Source organism: Streptomyces sp. NPDC052079 (genome assembly GCF_040680275.1).
Classification (GTDB): domain Bacteria; phylum Actinomycetota; class Actinomycetes; order Streptomycetales; family Streptomycetaceae; genus Streptomyces.
In genome coordinates this window covers 103,804-120,646 of the sequence record NZ_JBFAWL010000019.1, presented here as the reverse complement: position 1 = coordinate 120,646, position 16,843 = coordinate 103,804, and the positions used below count along the sequence as shown (strand labels likewise).

Genomic DNA, 16,843 nt, shown 5'->3' with positions numbered 1-16,843 from the left:
ATGAGCTGCCGAATTGCAAAATTTAGCAATTGCCTACATGCTTGAGTCCGTCGTCCAGCCGAGAGTGAAGTCGAGGGGCCGTGTCCGTACCGTTGTCACCGGCCGGAGCCCGGTCCCGGATCACCGCACTGCTGCCTACCCGCGCAGACCTGGACCAGATACGCCGCCACCCCCGGCGTGACCTGCTCGCGGGCCTGACCGTCGCGGTCGTCGCGCTGCCCCTGGCGCTCGGTTTCGGTGTCTCCTCCGGACTCGGCGCAGAGGCGGGGCTGGCCACCGCCGTGGTCGCCGGCGCACTGGCGGCCGTGTTCGGCGGTTCCAACCTCCAGGTCTCCGGGCCAACCGGGGCGATGACGGTGGTGCTCGTGCCGATCGTCGCCGACCACGGGCCCGCGGGCGTCCTCACCGTCGGTCTGATGGCGGGCGCCATCCTGGTCGCGCTGGCGCTGCTGCGCGCCGGGGGCAGCATGCGGTACGTGCCGGCGCCGGTGGTGGAGGGCTTCACGCTCGGCATCGCCTGCGTCATCGGGCTCCAGCAGATCCCGAACGCCCTCGGCGTACCCACGCCCGAGGGCGAGCGGGTCCTGGTGGTGGCCTGGCGGGCCGGACAGGACTTCGTCCGCGACCCCCACTGGACCGCACCGGCGCTCGCGCTCGCGGTGGCGGCCGTGATGCTGCTCGGGGCGCGCTGGAAGCCCACCGTCCCCTTCTCGGTTCTCGCGGTGATCGCGGCCACGGCCGTGGTCCAGGTCGGGGGCCTGGACGGGGCACGGCCCATCGGCGACCTCCCCGCCGGCCTGCCCACGCCCTCGCTCTCCTTCGTCGACACCGGCGCCCTGGGCAGCCTGCTCGCGCCCGCCCTGGCGGTGGCGGCGCTGGCCGCCCTGGAATCGCTGCTGTCCGCCTCCGTCGCCGACGGCATGACCGTCGGACAGCGGCACGACCCCGACCGCGAACTGTTCGGGCAAGGCCTCGCCAACATCGCCGCCCCGCTGTTCGGCGGGGTCCCCGCCACCGGCGCGATCGCCCGTACCGCGGTCAACGTCCGTACCGGTGCCACCTCGCGCCTGGCCTCGCTCACGCACGCCGCCGTGCTCGCCGTGATCGTCTTCGCGGCCGCCCCGCTGGTGTCGCGGATCCCCCTCGCCGCCCTCGCCGGTGTCCTGCTGGCGACGGCGGTCCGCATGGTCGAGGTCGGTTCGCTGCGCGCGATGACCCGCGCCACCGGCTCCGACGCGCTGATCCTCGTCCTCACCGCGGCCGCCACGCTCGTACTCGACCTCGTCCAGGCGGTGATCATCGGTCTGGCCGTCGCGGGCGTCCTCGCGCTGCGGGCCGTCGCCCGCCAGGCCCGGCTCGCCCCGCTGCCGCTGGACCTGGGCGACCACACGGAGGAGGAGCACGCCCTGCTGGCCGAGCACGTCGTCGCCTACCGGATCGACGGCCCCCTGTTCTTCGCCGCCGCCCACCGCTTCCTGCTGGAACTGACCGAACTCGCCGACGTACGCGTGGTCGTCCTGCGCATGTCCCACGTCAGCGTCGTCGACGCCACCGGAGCCCTGGTCCTGAAGGACGCGGTGACGAAACTGAGACGGCGCGGCATCCTCGTCCTGGCATCCGGCGTCCGCCCGGCCCACCGCCGGGCCCTGGCCTCGGTCGGCGTCCTGGAGCTGCTGAGGCACGAGGGCCAGGAGTACGCCACCACGCCCGAGGCGATCGGCGCGGCCCGCGCGCACCTGGAGCGCGACGGAATCCTGCGTGAGCCCGCGCCCCGGGCAGCCGCGGCGCCCCGGGCGGAGCACCGATGACCCCGGCACTGACCACGCTGCCGTACCGCCACGTCCTCACCCTGCCCACCGAGCCCGGTGCCGTGCGCCTCGCCCGCGAAACCGCCGAACAGGCCCTCGCGGAGTGGGGCATCGGCGCACGCCACCCGGCGGTGGGCCCGGCGCTGCTGATCCTGAGCGAACTGGTGACCAACAGCGTCCGGCACGCGGCCGAGGCCTCCCCGCAGACCTCGGTGGTCTACGCGGCGGGCCCCGACTGCCTGGTGTTCGCCGTGCACGACCGCCAGCCCTGCCGGCCCCCCCTGTTCGGGACGCACGGCGCCGGCTCCGGCGGCCTGGCCACCGTCGTGGAACTGACCCACGGCCCGGGCGGCACCGCCGTGGTCCGCGGCGACGCCGACGGCCGGGGCAAGAGCATCTGGATCACGCTTCCCCTGTGATGCCACCGGACCGGGCATCGGACGGCAGGGATGTATGAAGTTGCTAATGTCGGAAAACGTCGAGGCGGGTGTCGACGCACAGATGAGGCGATGGACCGAGGACCGGCCACCGGGCCGTGCTGCCGCGCCGGAAACCGGAGAGGGGACGGCACGATGACCACGCCGCTGTACAAGCTGAAGGCCGAGTTCTTCAAAACCCTGGGCCACCCCGCTCGCATCCGCGTGCTGGAGCTGCTCAGCGAGCGTGAGCACGCGGTCGCGGAGATGCTGCCCGAGGTGGGCATCGAGCCGGCGCACCTCTCACAGCAACTGGCCGTCCTGCGGCGCGCGAACCTGGTGGTCGGCCGCAAAGAGGGCTCGACCGTGTACTACTCGCTGACCAGCCCGCATGTGGCGGAGCTGCTGCGCGTGGCCCGCACCATCCTGTCCGGCGTCCTCGCCGGCCAGGCCGAACTCCTCGCCGACCTCCAGGCCACCCAGAAGGAACCGAGCCCCGCGGCACGTCCGGACGCGTGAGTCCGCCCGCCGGTGACGGGGCGGGGCCCGGTCCAGGCGTGGGGCGTCCCGCCAGGCCCGGCCCGCTCGCGGAGCTCCGGGTCACAGGGGGAGCCGAGCGTTCGTGGGCGCCCGGGTGTGTGAGTCCGCCCGCCGGTGACCGGGCGGGGCCTGGTCCAGGCGTGGGGCGTCCTGCCAGGTCCGGCCCGCTCGCGGAGCTCCGGGTCACAGGGGGAGCCGAGCCCTCGTGGGCGCCCGGGCGTGTGAGTCCGCCCGCCGGTGACCGGGCGGGGCCTCCGTCCGTGGGGCGTCCCGCCAGGGCCGGACCGCGCGCGGACCTCTGGGCCACACAGGGGGAGCCGAGCCCTCGTGGGCGCCCGGGCGCGTGAGTCCGCCCGCCGGTCAGCGGGCGGGCCTGGTCCGTGCGTGGGGCGTGCCGCCAGGTCCGGCCCGCTCGCGGACCTCCCTGATGTGGTGTACGGACGGTCGCGACAGCGGCCGGGCGGGCACGGGCGCGTGGCTCAACGGTGGCCGGCCGCCGCGGTGGCGTAGAGGCCGGCGTGTCAGACCGAGGACTCCGGCACCTCGCGGCGGCAGTGCAGGAACAGGTGCGGCTCCGGGCGGGTGTCCGGGTGGGTCGGGGTGAACATCACGCTCTCCTCCGACTGCACCGTCAGACCCGCCTCGTGCACCAGCGCGATGAGGTCCTCCGCCGCGAAGCTGGTGACCCGCACGGGCTGCCCCATGAACACCCCGTCGAACTCCTCGACGTCCAGCGGTACGGTCGCCAGCGCGAGCAGACCGCCCGGCCGCAGCGCCCGCGCCAGTCGGCGCAGCAGCTCGGACTGCTCCGTCCGGGACATCTGCAGCAGCGCGAAGTACACGCAGACCGCGTCCAGCGAACCGTCCTCGAGCGTCATCCGGCGGATGTTCTCGCGGCGGAACTCGGCCTCGGGCACCTGACGGGAGGCGATCTCCACCATCACCGGGGAGACGTCGACGCCCAGCACCCGGTGGCCGGCCCCGGCGAGCACGGCGGCCGTGGGCCTGCCCGTGCCGCTGCCCACGTCCAGCACCCGGCTGCCGGGCGCCAGCCGTTCGAGCAGCCAGTCCAGCGACGCCCGGTGGGCCCCGGAGGAGGCGAACGCCTTCTCGTACTCGCTGCCCAGCGCGTCGAACACGGCCGCCGCCGGTGACTCGTGCTGCTCGTCGGCCAAGACACACTCCGTCTCCATGTACCGATGCCGGGCATCGTGCCACCCCGGCCCCCCTGTGACAACGGGGCGCCGCACGTGGCGCGACCCGGCCCCGGCTTGCGGGTGCGGCGGCCGGCACGGCAGGGTCGGGGTGTGCCGACTCTGCTGATCGTCCATCACACGCCCTCGCCCAACTGCCAGACGATGTTCGAAGCCGTCCTCTCCGGTGCCACCGCCCCGGAGATCGAGGACGTCCGGGTGGTGCGGCGCGCGGCGCTGTCCGCCACCGCCGCCGACGTCCTGGACGCCGACGGCTACCTCCTCGGCACCCCGGCCAACCTCGGCTATATGTCGGGCGCCCTCAAGCACTTCTTCGACCAGATCTACTACCCCTGTCTGGACACCACCCGGGGCCGGCCCTTCGGGTACTACGTGCACGGCGGCAGCGACGTCACCGGCGCGGTGCGGGGCATCGAGTCGGTCACGACGGGCCTGGGCTGGCGCCGCGCGGCGGAGACCGTGACGGTCACCGGCGAACCGGACAAGGACGCCGTCGAGCGGTGCTGGGAACTGGGCGCCACGCTCGCGGCCGGACTGATGGCCTGACGCGCACGTCAGGCCGCGTCAGGTCTCGTCCATCCGCCGCCGGTCCTGCTCGTCCCAGGCGCGGGTGTCGCGCGGCTGCGTGTACGGCTCCGCCTCGGGCGGATGGCCACCGGCGATGGCCCGCTGCCGGTTGATCTCCGCGTCGAACTCCAGCCCGAGCAGAATGGCCAGGTTGGTGATCCACAGCCAGATCAGGAACACGATGACACCGGCCATCGTGCCGTACGTCTTGTTGTACGACCCGAAGTTGGCGACGTAGACGGCGAAGCCGGCGGAGGCGATCAGCCAGATGGTCAGCGCCAGGAAGCTGCCCGGAGTGACCCACCGGAACCCCCTGACCTTGGCGTTCGGTGCCGCCCAGTACAGCAGCGCGATCATCATGGTGACCAGGAGGACCAGCACCGGCCACTTGGCGATCGACCACACGGTCAGCGCGGTGTCGCCCAGACCGAGCAGGTCACCCACCTGCCGGGCCAGCCCGCCGGTGAAGACCACGATCAGCGCGCTGATCACGGCCATCACCATCAGCGTGACCGTCACGCCGAGCCGTACCGGCAGCACCTTCCACACCGGGCGCCCCTCAGGCATGTCGTAGACCGCGTTCGCCGACCGCATGAACGCCGCCACGTACCCCGACGCCGACCAGATCGCCAGCACCAGACCGAGGATGGCCACGATCGAGCCGACGCCCGCGTTGCCCCGCAACTGCTCCACCGCCTGGGTGATGATGTCGCGGGCCGCGCCGGGAGCGGTGAGTTTCTGGAGATTCTCCAGCACCGTGTCCGTGGTGGACCGGCCGGTGAGGCCCAGGATCGACACCAGTGCCAGCAGCGCCGGGAACAGTGACAGCACGCCGTAGTACGTCAGTGCCGCGGCCCGGTCGGTGAGCTCGTCGTCCTTGAACTCGCGCAGGCTGCCCTTCAGTGCCGCGACCCACGCCCCTTTCGGCATCTTGACCAGGGAGTCCGGCGCTGCCTCCTCCACCTCGTCGCTAGGCCCGGGCTCCTCCGGCTCCGCGCGCCCCGTCCGCTCATCCGGACGATGCTCCTCCGGCTCCGCGCGCCGCGTCCGCTGATCCGGACGAGATTGCTCCGGTTCCGCGCGCCGCGTCCGCTGATCCGGACGAGGCTGCTCCGGTTCCGCGCGCCGCGTCCGCTGATCCGGACGAGGCTGCTCCGGCGCCGCGCGCTGCCCCCCGTGACCCGGGCGGGCCTCATGCGTCGTCTTCTCTGGGGACTGCCTGTCGTTCCTCCCCGGGATATGCAGCTTCATGCCCGTCGGGTAACCCGCAGACGCCGTGCCACGCCCGGTGCACGGAAAGCTGCGGCGACTTCACCCTCCCCTTCCCGGGTCGTTGGCGGGGCTGGGAGTCTTCTGAGATTCGAGGAAGAAATCGTGAGGCGTTTGAACACAGGGTGGCCCGCTTGCGTATGGGGCGTGGGAATCCCATGCCGACCCCCGCGACAGAAGCGTAGGAGTACTGCCTTGGCACGCAACACACGCAGACGCCCGAAACAGCGCGCGACTCTCGCCGCCTTCGCCCTGATCCTGGGCGGAGGCGGGATGATGGCGGCCAACGTCTACGCTTCCGCGACGGAGGACGGGACGGGCGCCGACCAGGCCCAGGTCCTTTCGGGCGCCGCCACGATCGACTGTCCGGATGTGGCCACCGAGCTGACGTCGGTGCCCCAGGAGGCCCGGGCGGAGGTGGACAAGGAACTCGCCGGCCTGGACGCGCAGATCGCCGAGGCCTACAAGCGGCTCGGCGAGTCGGCGGACGCCATCCGGCAGGACCCTGCTTTCGCGGAGAACGCGATCGCCGGGCCGCTGGAGGAGAAGCGTTCCGCGACCCTCGCCCGTATCGCCGGCGCCATCGACCAGGTGGGTGACCGGCCCGAGGGCCTCGAGGAGCTCGCCGCCTGTGCCGTGCGCGAGTCCGGCAACGCCCCCGCGCAGCAGGAAGGCGACGGCAACGGCGGCGACCAGGCGGCCGACGGAGCCGACGGCCAGGATCAGCAGGGTCAGGATCAGCAGGGTCAGGATCAGCAGGGCCAGGACCAGCAGGGTCAGGAGGAGCAGGGTCAGGAACAGGGCGGGAACGGTGGCCAGGCCGGCAACGGTCCCGTCGCCGGTGACTACGTTGACATCGAGAGCGTCCAGCCCAACGTCTCCGAGCCGAAGCAGTCGGCGAACGCCTCCACCGGCACCTTCGCCAGCGACTGCGGTGTCAACGCGAACGGCGTGTTCAACTCGGACAACGTGATCGCCGCGCCGGGTGTCAGCAACGGCGCCCACCACTTCCACGACTACATCGGCAACCAGGCGACCAACGCCTTCTCCAGCGACGAGGAACTGGCGCAGGCGGAGACCACCTGCGTGGACCAGGGCGACAAGTCGGCGTACTACTGGCCGGTGCTGCGTCTGCAGAACGGGACCGAGGAGCAGGACGCCAACTCCCCGGGCGGCGGCATCGAGGGCAACGCCGGTGAGATCGTCACGCCCAAGGAGGTCACGCTGACCTTCGTGGGCAACCCGCAGGGCGAGGTCACGGCCATGCCCCGGCTGCTGCGCATCATCACCGGTGACGCCAAGTCGTTCGTCAACGGCCCCGCCAACGCCAACGCCTCCTGGAGCTGCACCGGCTTCGAGGACCGGCAGCTGACCGACAAGTACCCGCTGTGCCCCGAGGGCAGTGACGTGGTGCGCTCGTTCGACTTCCAGAGCTGCTGGGACGGCCGCAACATCGACAGCGCCAACCACCGTACGCACATGGCGTTCGCGGACGAGGCGGGCAACTGCCCGTCCGGCTTCAAGCCCGTGCCGCAACTGGTGCAGCGGATCGTCTACGACGTCGACGCGCCGAGCCTCGAGGACGGCGGCAAGACCACGCCGCTGTTCGCCGTCGACTCCTTCCCGGAGCAGCTGCACAAGCCGATCACGGACCACGGCGACTTCATCAACGTCTTCGACGAGGACCTGATGAACGAGATGGTCGACTGCATCAACGAGGGCCGCACCTGCGGCAACGGCGGCGACGGCAACGGTGACGGCGGCAACGGTGACGGCGGCAACGGCGGCGGCGAGCCGACCGAGGAGCCCCAGCAGCCGGAGCAGCCCACCGAGGACCCGGGCCAGAACGACGGCGGCGACAAGCCCGGCGACGGTGGCAACCAGAACGACGGCGGCAACCAGAACGACGGCGGTGACCAGGGCAACGGCGGTGACCAGGGCAACGGCGAGCAGGACCAGCCGGCGGAGACCCCGGCCGAAACCCCGGCCGGAAACCCCGCCACGGAGGAGCCCGGGAAGGGCGACGGCACTGCACAGCCCGAGCAGCCCAACGTCAAGGCCTCGAACCCGGCCGGTAACGGCGAGGACGCCGGCGCCGGGAACCAGGACGGCGACAAGGGCGACAAGGGCGGCAAGAACGACGGCGGACAGGCGGCACAGGCCGCCGAGGTGCCCGGCAGTCTCCCCGAACTGGAGGACGGGGCCGAGGCACAGGGCCAGAGCGGAAGCCTCGCCGAGACCGGCGCCCAGCTGTGGCCTGCCGCGATCGGCGGAGTGCTGGTGATCTTTGGCTTCTTCGTTCTGCGGAGCGTGCGGCGCAGCGCCTGATCGGACACGGCACGTCAACGGCGGCAGGACCCCTCGCGGGGCCTGCCGCCTCGTGCGTCAGCGGGACGCCGCAGCGCCTTCCCCCTCCGCGTCGATGTGCGGCAGGATCCTGTCCAGCCACCGCGGTGTCCACCAGGCGTGCCTGCCCAGCAGGGTCATTACGGCGGGCACCATCAGCAGCCGGACGACGGTGGCGTCGATGAGCACGCTGACGGCCAGACCCAGACCGAGCATCTTCACCACGACGTTGTCGCTGATGATGAACGCCGCGAACACGCTCACCATGATCAGCGCGGCACAGGTGATGACCCGCGCGGTGATCTCCAGGGCATGGGCGACCGACGCCTTGGCGTCACCGGTGCGCAGCCAGGCCTCGTGGACGCGGGAGAGCAGGAAGATCTCGTAGTCCATGCTGAGACCGAAGATGATGGCGAACATCATCATCGGCACATAGCTCTCGATCGGCACCGTGCCGGAGACGCCGAGGGCCGGCCCGCCCCAGCCCCACTGGAAGACGGCGACGACGACGCCGTACGACGCCGTGATGGACAGCACGTTGAGGACCGCCGCCTTGACGGCGACCAGCAGCCCGCGGAACACGGCCAGGATGATCAGGAACGCCAGTGCGACGACCACGGCGATGATCAGCGGCAGCCGTTCGGCGATCAGGTCGCGGAAGTCGACCTGTGCCGCCGTCGTCCCGGTGACGTAGGTCTGCGCGTCCGTGCCGCGCACCGCGTCCGGCAGGGTGTCGTCGACCAGGCGGTTGGTGAGATCGGTGGTCGTGGAGCTCTGCGGGGAGGCTGTCGAGTACACCGTGCCGACCAGCACCTCGCCGTCCTGCGTGGGGGTGAGCGGCGTGACGGCGGCCGCACCCTCCACGCCGTCCAGGGTCTGCTGCGCCTGCGAGGCCAGGTCGGAACGCTGGGAGTCCGGTACGGAGGACTGGTCGATGACGACGGTGAGCGGACCGTTGGAGCCGGGACCGAAGGCGTCGGTCATCAGGTCGTAGGCGCGGCGGTCCGTGAAGGACGTGGGGTCCGCGCCGTCGCCGATATGACCCAGCTGGATCGAGAACACCGGGATCGCGAGGACGGCGATCGTGGCGACGCCCGCCGCCAGGAAGGCCCACGGCCGGCGCGCCACGCGCTGGGCGTACCGGTGCCAGGTGCCGTGCGGTTCCGCGCCGGGCCCGGCATCGGTCTCCGCCACGGGCCGGCGCACCCGCCAGCGGTCGATGTGCCGGCCGAGCAGACCCAGCAGCGCGGGCACCAGGGTGAGCGCGCCGACGACGGCCGAGACGACGGTGACGCCCGCGGCGACTCCGAGCTTGGAGATGAACGACACCCCGGACACGGACAGACCCGCCAGCGCGATGATCACCGTGCAGCCGGAGACCAGCACCGCGCGCCCGCTCGTCGAGGTGGCGTGCCCGGCCGCCCGCACCGGATCCTCGCCGTTCATGATGTCCTGCCGGTACCGGGTGATCAGGAAGAGCGCGTAGTCGATGCCGACGCCGAGGCCGATCATGGTCGCCAGCGTCGGCGACACCGTGGCGAAGGTGAACGCCGCGGCCAGCAGTCCTAGCACGGCGAGACCGGCGACCACCCCGATGAGTGCCGTCAGGAGGGGGACGACGGCGGCGAGCACACTGCCGAAGCCGATCAGCAGGACCACGATCGCCACGGCGAACCCGATCAGCTCGCTCACCCGGTCGTCGGGCGCGGGCCGGGCCAGCTCGCCCAGCGGTCCGCCGTACTCGACCTGGGCGCCCGCGTTCCGCAGCGGGCGTACGGCATCGTCCACCCCGTGGAGGTAGTCGTCGCCCAGGGTCGAGGGCTGTACGTCGAAGCGGACCGTGATGTACGCCGTCTTCCCGTCGGAGGACAGCGGTCCGACGTTCGGCCCGGACTGGCCGGAGGGGGAGGGGGCGGACAGCGGGTTCTGCGCGGAGAGGACATGCGGCAGCTTCTCCAGGTCGCCGACCGCGGTGGACATCTGACTGTCGAGACCGGTCAGTCGCTGTCGGTCGTCGTGCAGGACGATCTGGCTGCTGTAGCCCCCGGCCTGCGGATCGTGCCGTTGCAGGACCTCGATGCCCTTCTGGGACTGGGAGTCCGGGAGGGTGAAGTTGTCGGAGTAGGTTCCGCCGACCGAGCGGCTCGCGACCTGCAGCGCCACGAGAGCCACCAGCCACGTCACGATCACGACGAGGAAGTGCCGCGCGCACCACTCGCCCAGTCGCCGCAGGACACCCGCCTTCGGCGTCTCGGTGGTCGGCCTGGACGGCATGGACGCATCTCCTCCGCCGGGCCGAGCCGTTGCCGGCCGCCCCTCCATTACAGATGCGCCCGATCACCCCGGCACCTCGACCGTCCCGGCGGGCCCGCCGGTCAGCGGAGGCGGGAACAGCCGTGCCCTCAGGGTGACGCCGGTGCCTCCTCCCGCTTCTTCCACGGCCCCACCGCCAGCTTCCCCGTCGTCCCGAGGTCCAGCTCGGGAACGACCATCACCCGGTCCGCCCCGGACTTCACCCGCACCCGCGCATAAGGAGCGTGGACCGGCGTCCCCGCCTGCACCGTGTTGCGCCACACCAGACCGGCCCAGGCGCTCTCGCCCGGCCCCACGACGATCGGCAGGGCGGGACCGTCCGCCCCCGTGGCGCCGGCGACTGAGCTGCCGTCGCGCAGGATCCGCACCCCCTCCACGGGTTCGTGCTCCTCGTCGTAGAGCCGCACCTCGGGGTAGCCGTGCAGCGCGTAGGGCCGGGTGCCGCAGTTCTCCACGTGGACGGAGACGACCCGCAGTCCCATGGCGGCGTCGCCGTCGTCCGCGTACACCCGGAGGCCGGACTCGGGGCATGGCCCGTGGGTGTACGGCGCCTCGTCGGCCGGGACGCTGCGCACCTTGGCGATCCGTACCCCGCTCACGTTGCGCGAGCCCGCCGCCGACTCGCTCAGCCGGAGCGTGCCCCAGACGGTCCGGCCCGGAGCCACGCGCTCGACTGTCCGCTCGGTGTTGTCCAGCACGGTCCCGGCGTCGGAGAGCAGATCGAAGGTGATCATGTAGGTGAAGGGTTCTGCCCCGGTGTGGGTGACCTTGAATGCGGCGCATCCCTGGCTTCCGCCGCCGAATCCGGTGATCCGGACCCCGTCGTGCTCCGCGTCGGCGGGCCCCGGCGGAGAAGCGGCCGCGGTGCTCGGGGACTGCCCGCCACAGGGGTCGCCCGACGGGGACGGCGAGGCAATCGGGCCGCCGGCCTGCTCGGTTCCGCACGCGGTCAGGAACAGGGCGCCGGCCAGAGCGGCGATGAGGGGCAGGAGAGCGCTGCGCATGGGAGGAGTCGATCAGTAACAGCCTGCCCCCGGCTGTGACGGAAGCCACGCTTCCGGTGCCGGGTGTGGGAAACTCTCTCAAAGAGGCCGCGGTGCTGTCCGAGGGGGAGCATCGGCCGGCTGCGGAGGGGAGTCGCCGTGAGCCAGGAGACCGTGCACACGCACCAGGACGCGGACGGGGCCGCCGCGACCACACGCCGCGCCCGTTTCGGACGTCTCCCCGAGCCGGTTCGGGTGGAGGACATGGTCGAGGAACGGCCGGCCGTGACGCCGGACCCGGCCCGTTATGCCTACGATCCGGACGAGTGGCTGGTGCGCTACTGCCTGTGAGCCGTGCCCGGCGGGCGGTCCGGGGGCCGACCCCCGGTGACCCGGCGACCGGGGCCGGCTCCGGTGTCAGCGGGCGGTGTCCCAGTCGTACGCCGTCAGCAGCAGGGCCACGTCGTCCGGGCGGTCCTCGGTCCGCCGGGCGCTGCGGATCAGCTGGTCGGCGAGCTCTTCGACGGAGCGGGTACGGCTCCGGGCCAGGACGCCACGGACCGCCTCGATCCCCGTCCCGATGTCGGCGCCCGGCGTCTCCACGAGCCCGTCGGTGTACAGCGCGAGCACACTGCCCGGAGCCAGGGTGAGGGTCGTGACCGGGTAGACGGCGTCCGGGATCACCCCGAGCAGCACACCGCCGGGCAGGTCCAGGCTCTCGGTGCGCCCGTCGGGATGGCGCAGCAGCGGCGGGGGATGACCCCCCCGGACGGCCAGGACCCGGCCGGTGTCCGGCTCGAGCTCGATGTAGCAGCAGGTGGCGAAGACGTCCGTCTCCAGCTCGACCAGCAGCCGGTTGGTGTGGGTGATGACCTCCTGCGGCGGGCGGCCGCTGGCCGCGAAGGCGTGCACCGCGCTGCGCAGCTGCCCCATGACGGCCGCGGCGCCGACGCTGTGACCCTCGACGTCACCGATGACCAGGGCCACCCGGGGCCCCGTCCTGATCACGTCGTACCAGTCGCCGCCGATGGCCATGCCCTGTGTGCCGGGCAGATAGCGGCCGGTGGTGAGCATCCGGTCGATGGCCGGCAGCCGGTGCGGCAGCAGCCCCTCCTGCAGGCCGCGGGCCACGGCGGACTCCGCGTCGTAGAGCCGGGCCCGTTCCATCGCCTGCGCGGTCAGTCCGCCCAGCGCGGTCAGTGCACTGCGCTCCTCGGAGGTGAACCGGTGCGGTGCGTTCCAGCCGAGGATGCAGGAGCCGACCGGATGGCCGGAGGCGATCAGCGGCAGGAACGCCCAGGTGCCCATCGAGTTCAGGGTGATCCCCGGGTAGGCGGTCGCCAGCGCCTCGGGCGACTCGAAGAAGAGCGGGAGCCGGGTGGTCAGGGCGTGCACACCGGGCAGGTTCGCGTCGAGGGTGACCCCTTCGAACGGGTCGAGGAAATGACGCGGGTAACCGGACTCCCACAGCAGGTACATCCGTCCCTCGCGGACGGTGTAGAGGGCGATCTCCTGCGCGCCGAACCCGGGCAGCAACCGCTCGGCGACGGCCCGGCACACGTCCCTGACGGTGACGGCCTCGGTCAGCACACTGGCCATCTGCACCACGTGGTACAGCGCCCCCGCACGCGTCGGCGCGACGAGCTCCGACGGCGCCCCGGTGCCCGCGCCGGGTGCCAGGGCCCCGCCCGGCTCCGCCTCGGCCGGGGCGTCGGTGCGGAAGACGCGGCCGGTCAGCCCGTGCACACCGGGATAGAGGGCGAACCCCAGCCAGACGCCGTCCGGATCGCGCACCAGGTACGAGACCGGCTCCTGCGACAGCATCGCCGCACGGTAGCGGTCCTCGTAGGCGGGATCGTGCAGCCAGGTGAGGACATGCCACGGATGGTGGCCGAGCAGCCGTTCCAGCTCGCACCCCAGCAGTTCCTGGCAGCGCCGGTTGGCGTAGATCACCCGGCCGTCCTGGTCGAGGGAGAACAGACCGTCGGGCAGCCGCTCCGCGGCCTCCGCCGCGGTGGCCCCGCCTGCCGCGTCGACGAGGGCGCCCACCAGAATCCGCGCGGCCCCCTCCACCCGTACGACATGTCCCCACAGCTCCACCGGCCGGTAGCGCATCCGGCCGGTGTCCTCGGGCTCGTCCACCACCCTGAAGTGCCGGGCCCTGACCTGTCCGGTGTCCTCCGCCTCCCGCCGGCTCGCCCGCAGTTCGTGCTGGTCGTCGGGGCTGACCCGGGCCTCGACCTCCGCCATGGTGCCGCCGAACTCCTCCCGGGTGACGCCCAGCAGCGACAGCGCGTCGTCGTCCCCCGACCACAGGTCGCGCTCCAGGTCCCACTCGATGATGCCGACTTCCACGGCCCGGGCGGGCGGCGTGGGCAGCCGCACGTTCACCGGCTGGTCGTCGTACTCGATGCCGTACGCCACGGCGTCCGGGCCCTCCCGGCCGGGCATCCGGCGGGCGAACTCGGTGAGCCGCCGCTCCATGTCCCGCCCGGCCTTCAGCAGTGCCACCCGTCCCGACTGCCCGTCCGACGGCTCCCGGGTGGCCGAACGCAGCACGCCGAGGACGCCCACGGTCTCCCCGCCGACCCGCACGGGGTGGTAGGCGTGGGCGAACGCGTACGGCAACGCGGCGGTGAACTGCGGGAAGCGCAGCATCGTCGCCCGCTCGTCCGGCAGCCACAGATCCTCACCCCTGCGGTACGCCTCGGACATCGGCAGCGCCCCGCCCACGGGGACCCGCCACCACGGCCTCAGCAGCGACCGGGGGACACCGCACACCACGCAGAGCACCAGCGAACGCCGGTCGCGTGAGCGCAGGTACACCAGACCGCCGTATCCGCCGACGCCCTGGATCGCCGCCACCACGGGCTCGGCGAGCGCGTCCTCGATACGGGCCTCCGGGTGCGCGCTGTGGACCCTCTCCGTCTCCCGCCCGCGCATGCCTGCCGACCGCTCGCCATGCGGTGCGGCGGCTGCCTCATCCATGTCGCGTCCTCCCGGTGCGGACGCACGGGACATCCATTGGTTCGCCTTCCATCAGGATGTGCCATGCCCGCCGGTCCGGCGACCGGCCGGGAGGGAACAGCAACCTTCCGGGCATCCCGCTCGTCTCACCCGATATCAGCTGGATGCGAGCCCAGGGGGCCGAAAATGCTTCACCACAGAACGATCTGCGCGACTCTTCTGCTCGTGGGCACCGCCCTGGCGACGGCGGCGGTCCCGGCCGTGGCCACCCCGGCGGCGCCGGCCCGGGCCACGGCCTGTTCCACCGGCTGGGGCAGCCTGGCCAAGTCGGACACTGACAGCACGACCATGCCGCTGCGGAACATCAGGACCGGCCGGCACGACTGCTTCGACCGGATGGTGGTCGACCTGCCGGGCGCCGGGCGCGGCGACATCGGCTACTCCGTGCAGTACGTCGATCGGCTGCACCAGGACGGATCGGGCCGGGCGATCCCCGTCGCCGGCGGTGCCGTCCTGGAGGTGCGGGTGGCCGCGCCCTCCTACGCCCCCGAGACCGGCGAGCCCACCTACCCCGCCCGCGCCGCACGCCCCCTGCCGGGGGTGGACCTCACCGGGTACCGCACCTTCCGTGACGCCCGGTTCGCCGGAAGCTTCGAGGGCGACAGCCAGGTCGGCCTGGGAGTCCGCGCACGGCTGCCGTTCCGCGTCCTGGAGCTCCAGGACCGCCTCGTGATCGACGTCGCCCACAACTGGACGGGCACCCGCTGAGCCGGGCGTGAAAGGGCCGGGTGCTGCGCGCTCACTGCTCCGCGGTGCCGGTCTCGCAGACCCGGCGCGCCACGTCCCGCAGCTTGGTGTTGGTGCGCTGGGACTCCGTGCGCAGGATGTCGAACGCCTGGTCCTCCGTGATGTGATGCCGCCCCATCAGTATGCCCATCGCCTCACCGATCAGATGCCGGGTGGCGATGGCCTCCTGCAGCTGGGCGTCGGTCACGGCGGTGGAGAAGGCGACCGCCGCGTGCGAGGCCAGCAGCCAGCCCGCCGTCTCACTGTCCTCCGTGAACATCCCCGGCTTGCGGGAGTACATGTTCAGCGCCCCCAGCTCCTCCTCCCGGGTGTACAGCAGGAACCCCATCATGCTGCCCACCCCCAGCTCCCGGCACTGAGGCACGAACGACCGCCAGCGTTCCGGTTCCGCGGTGAAGTCGGTGATGCGGAAGACCCGTTCGGAGCGGTCGGGTCGTGCCGCGTCGAAGCAGGGCCCTTCCCCCAGGCGCTCCTGGAGCCGGTCGCTCTCGGTCACGAGGTGCTCGGTGGGCGCCAGCGAACTCACCCGGTTCCCGCGCAGTACAAGGATCCCTGACGCGTCGCAGCCCTCGACGAGGTCCACTGCCGAGCGCGTGATCTGCTGCAGGGTGGAGTCGAGCGTGTGTTCCGCCAGCAGATCACGGGCCATGGACGCCATCTGTTGAGCGAATCCCCGCCAGTCCACCGTTCGCCTCCCTGATCGCCGCAGCCAGCACACACGTGTGTACCCCGCACACCCGTGCGGCACGCCGTGAACGCCCCGATCCCGGGCAGACGGCGTACGTGATCTTCGACGGTACCCCGGCCCTCCGGGGGCACCTCCCGCCGGCCGCCAGAGAAGGGAACCACCACGGTGACCACGCCCCAGCACCGCACGCGTCCGATGCCCCGCGCACGGCGCTTCGACCTGCGAGCGACCGCCATGTTCTTCGGCCTGCTGGCCACGGCCCTGGTCACCGGCGGCCTCGCGGTGCGCGCTCTGGCCGGGGCCGCTGAGCGGCGCCCGGTGTGGGCCGTCGTGCTGTGCTGCCTGGCCGCCGCGGTCGTCCTGGCCCATGCGCGCAGACGCCGGCGGCTGTCGGCGTCCGCGCTCGCCCGCGGGGCCGGCGAGGCACTGGAACAGGCCACGGCGACGGCACTCGACGCCCTCGAGGAACCGGTGCCCGCGCCCGGTCCACCGGCCGCCGGCGCCGACGCGTACGCCCACGACTTGGACGCGCTCGGCCCCGAGGAGTTCGAGGAGGCGATAGCGGCCCTGTGCGCACGGGACGGCTGCTCACAGGTGGAGGTCGTCGGCGGCGCCGGAGACCTCGGGGCCGACGTGGTGGCGCTGTCCCCCGACGGCCGCCGCCTCGTCTTCCAGTGCAAGCGCTACGGCCACGACAACAAGGTCGGCTCGCAGGACCTGCAGCGCTTCGGCGGCACCTGCTTCACCGTCCACGAGGCGGACGTGGCCCTCGTCGTGACCACCGGCGACTTCACCGAACCGGCCGAGGACTATGCCGCGCGGTGCGGCATCGTATGCGTCGCCCGCGACACCCTGCTCGCCTGGAACGACGGCCGGACACCGGCACCGTGGACGGCGTGCGCCGGCGACCCGGAGGCCTGAGCCC

14 protein-coding genes are annotated in these 16,843 nt (G+C 72.4%); 8 read left to right on the top strand and 6 right to left on the bottom strand.

What is annotated here, in order from left to right; translation table 11 throughout:
• Positions 1-80 precede the first annotated feature (80 nt).
• From AB0L56_RS24650 to AB0L56_RS24640, 3 genes are all read left to right on the top strand, one after another.
• Positions 81-1,808, top strand: a complete 1,728-nt coding sequence (locus AB0L56_RS24650) for a SulP family inorganic anion transporter (RefSeq protein WP_365426445.1) — start codon at positions 81-83, stop codon at positions 1,806-1,808.
• Complete coding sequence (locus tag AB0L56_RS24645; protein ID WP_365426442.1) at positions 1,805-2,227, top strand: ATP-binding protein; 423 nt, start codon at positions 1,805-1,807, stop codon at positions 2,225-2,227. The genes AB0L56_RS24650 and AB0L56_RS24645 overlap by 4 nt, the downstream gene beginning before the upstream one ends.
• 153 nt (positions 2,228-2,380) lie before the next feature.
• Positions 2,381-2,743, top strand: coding sequence for a metalloregulator ArsR/SmtB family transcription factor (locus tag AB0L56_RS24640; RefSeq protein ID WP_365426439.1), 363 nt, complete (start codon positions 2,381-2,383; stop codon positions 2,741-2,743).
• Positions 2,744-3,285: 542 nt separating this feature from the next.
• On the opposite strand, the gene AB0L56_RS24635 is transcribed toward AB0L56_RS24640, so the two are convergent.
• A complete protein-coding gene (locus tag AB0L56_RS24635; protein WP_365426437.1) occupies positions 3,286-3,957 on the bottom strand; it encodes a class I SAM-dependent methyltransferase in 672 nt (223 codons plus the stop codon).
• Positions 3,958-4,071: 114 nt separating this feature from the next.
• Here AB0L56_RS24635 and AB0L56_RS24630 point away from each other — a divergent pair, with 114 nt between their 5' ends.
• Complete coding sequence (locus tag AB0L56_RS24630) at positions 4,072-4,524, top strand: flavodoxin family protein (protein ID WP_365426434.1); 453 nt, start codon at positions 4,072-4,074, stop codon at positions 4,522-4,524.
• Between the two features lie 18 nt (positions 4,525-4,542).
• On the opposite strand, the gene AB0L56_RS24625 is transcribed toward AB0L56_RS24630, so the two are convergent.
• The gene (locus AB0L56_RS24625; RefSeq protein ID WP_365426431.1) at positions 4,543-5,796 is read right to left on the bottom strand and encodes a YhjD/YihY/BrkB family envelope integrity protein; all 1,254 of its coding nucleotides are present in this window, start codon (positions 5,794-5,796) and stop codon (positions 4,543-4,545) included.
• Between the two features lie 294 nt (positions 5,797-6,090).
• On the opposite strand from AB0L56_RS24625, the gene AB0L56_RS24620 reads away from it, so the two are divergent.
• Complete coding sequence (locus tag AB0L56_RS24620) at positions 6,091-8,142, top strand: DUF1996 domain-containing protein (RefSeq protein WP_365426484.1); 2,052 nt, start codon at positions 6,091-6,093, stop codon at positions 8,140-8,142.
• 57 nt (positions 8,143-8,199) lie between these two features.
• On the opposite strand, the gene AB0L56_RS24615 is transcribed toward AB0L56_RS24620, so the two are convergent.
• Both AB0L56_RS24615 and AB0L56_RS24610 read right to left on the bottom strand, forming a co-directional pair.
• The gene (locus AB0L56_RS24615) at positions 8,200-10,434 is read right to left on the bottom strand and encodes an MMPL family transporter (protein ID WP_365426428.1); all 2,235 of its coding nucleotides are present in this window, start codon (positions 10,432-10,434) and stop codon (positions 8,200-8,202) included.
• 128 nt (positions 10,435-10,562) lie between these two features.
• A complete protein-coding gene (locus AB0L56_RS24610; RefSeq protein ID WP_365426425.1) occupies positions 10,563-11,477 on the bottom strand; it encodes a DUF4232 domain-containing protein in 915 nt (304 codons plus the stop codon).
• Positions 11,478-11,615: 138 nt separating this feature from the next.
• Here AB0L56_RS24610 and AB0L56_RS24605 point away from each other — a divergent pair, with 138 nt between their 5' ends.
• Entirely contained in the window at positions 11,616-11,807 is a 192-nt protein-coding gene (locus AB0L56_RS24605; RefSeq protein ID WP_361037430.1) for a hypothetical protein, read from the top strand.
• Positions 11,808-11,873: 66 nt separating this feature from the next.
• Here AB0L56_RS24605 and AB0L56_RS24600 read toward each other — a convergent pair whose 3' ends face one another.
• Positions 11,874-14,444 (bottom strand): SpoIIE family protein phosphatase, encoded by a 2,571-nt coding sequence (locus AB0L56_RS24600; RefSeq protein ID WP_365426422.1) that lies wholly within the window; start codon positions 14,442-14,444, stop codon positions 11,874-11,876.
• A gap of 165 nt (positions 14,445-14,609) precedes the next feature.
• On the opposite strand from AB0L56_RS24600, the gene AB0L56_RS24595 reads away from it, so the two are divergent.
• Positions 14,610-15,191, top strand: coding sequence for a hypothetical protein (locus AB0L56_RS24595; protein ID WP_365426419.1), 582 nt, complete (start codon positions 14,610-14,612; stop codon positions 15,189-15,191).
• Between the two features lie 31 nt (positions 15,192-15,222).
• Here AB0L56_RS24595 and AB0L56_RS24590 read toward each other — a convergent pair whose 3' ends face one another.
• A complete protein-coding gene (locus AB0L56_RS24590; protein WP_365426416.1) occupies positions 15,223-15,888 on the bottom strand; it encodes a GAF and ANTAR domain-containing protein in 666 nt (221 codons plus the stop codon).
• Positions 15,889-16,113: 225 nt separating this feature from the next.
• On the opposite strand from AB0L56_RS24590, the gene AB0L56_RS24585 reads away from it, so the two are divergent.
• The gene (locus AB0L56_RS24585; protein WP_365426481.1) at positions 16,114-16,839 is read left to right on the top strand and encodes a restriction endonuclease; all 726 of its coding nucleotides are present in this window, start codon (positions 16,114-16,116) and stop codon (positions 16,837-16,839) included.
• Positions 16,840-16,843: the final 4 nt, after the last annotated feature.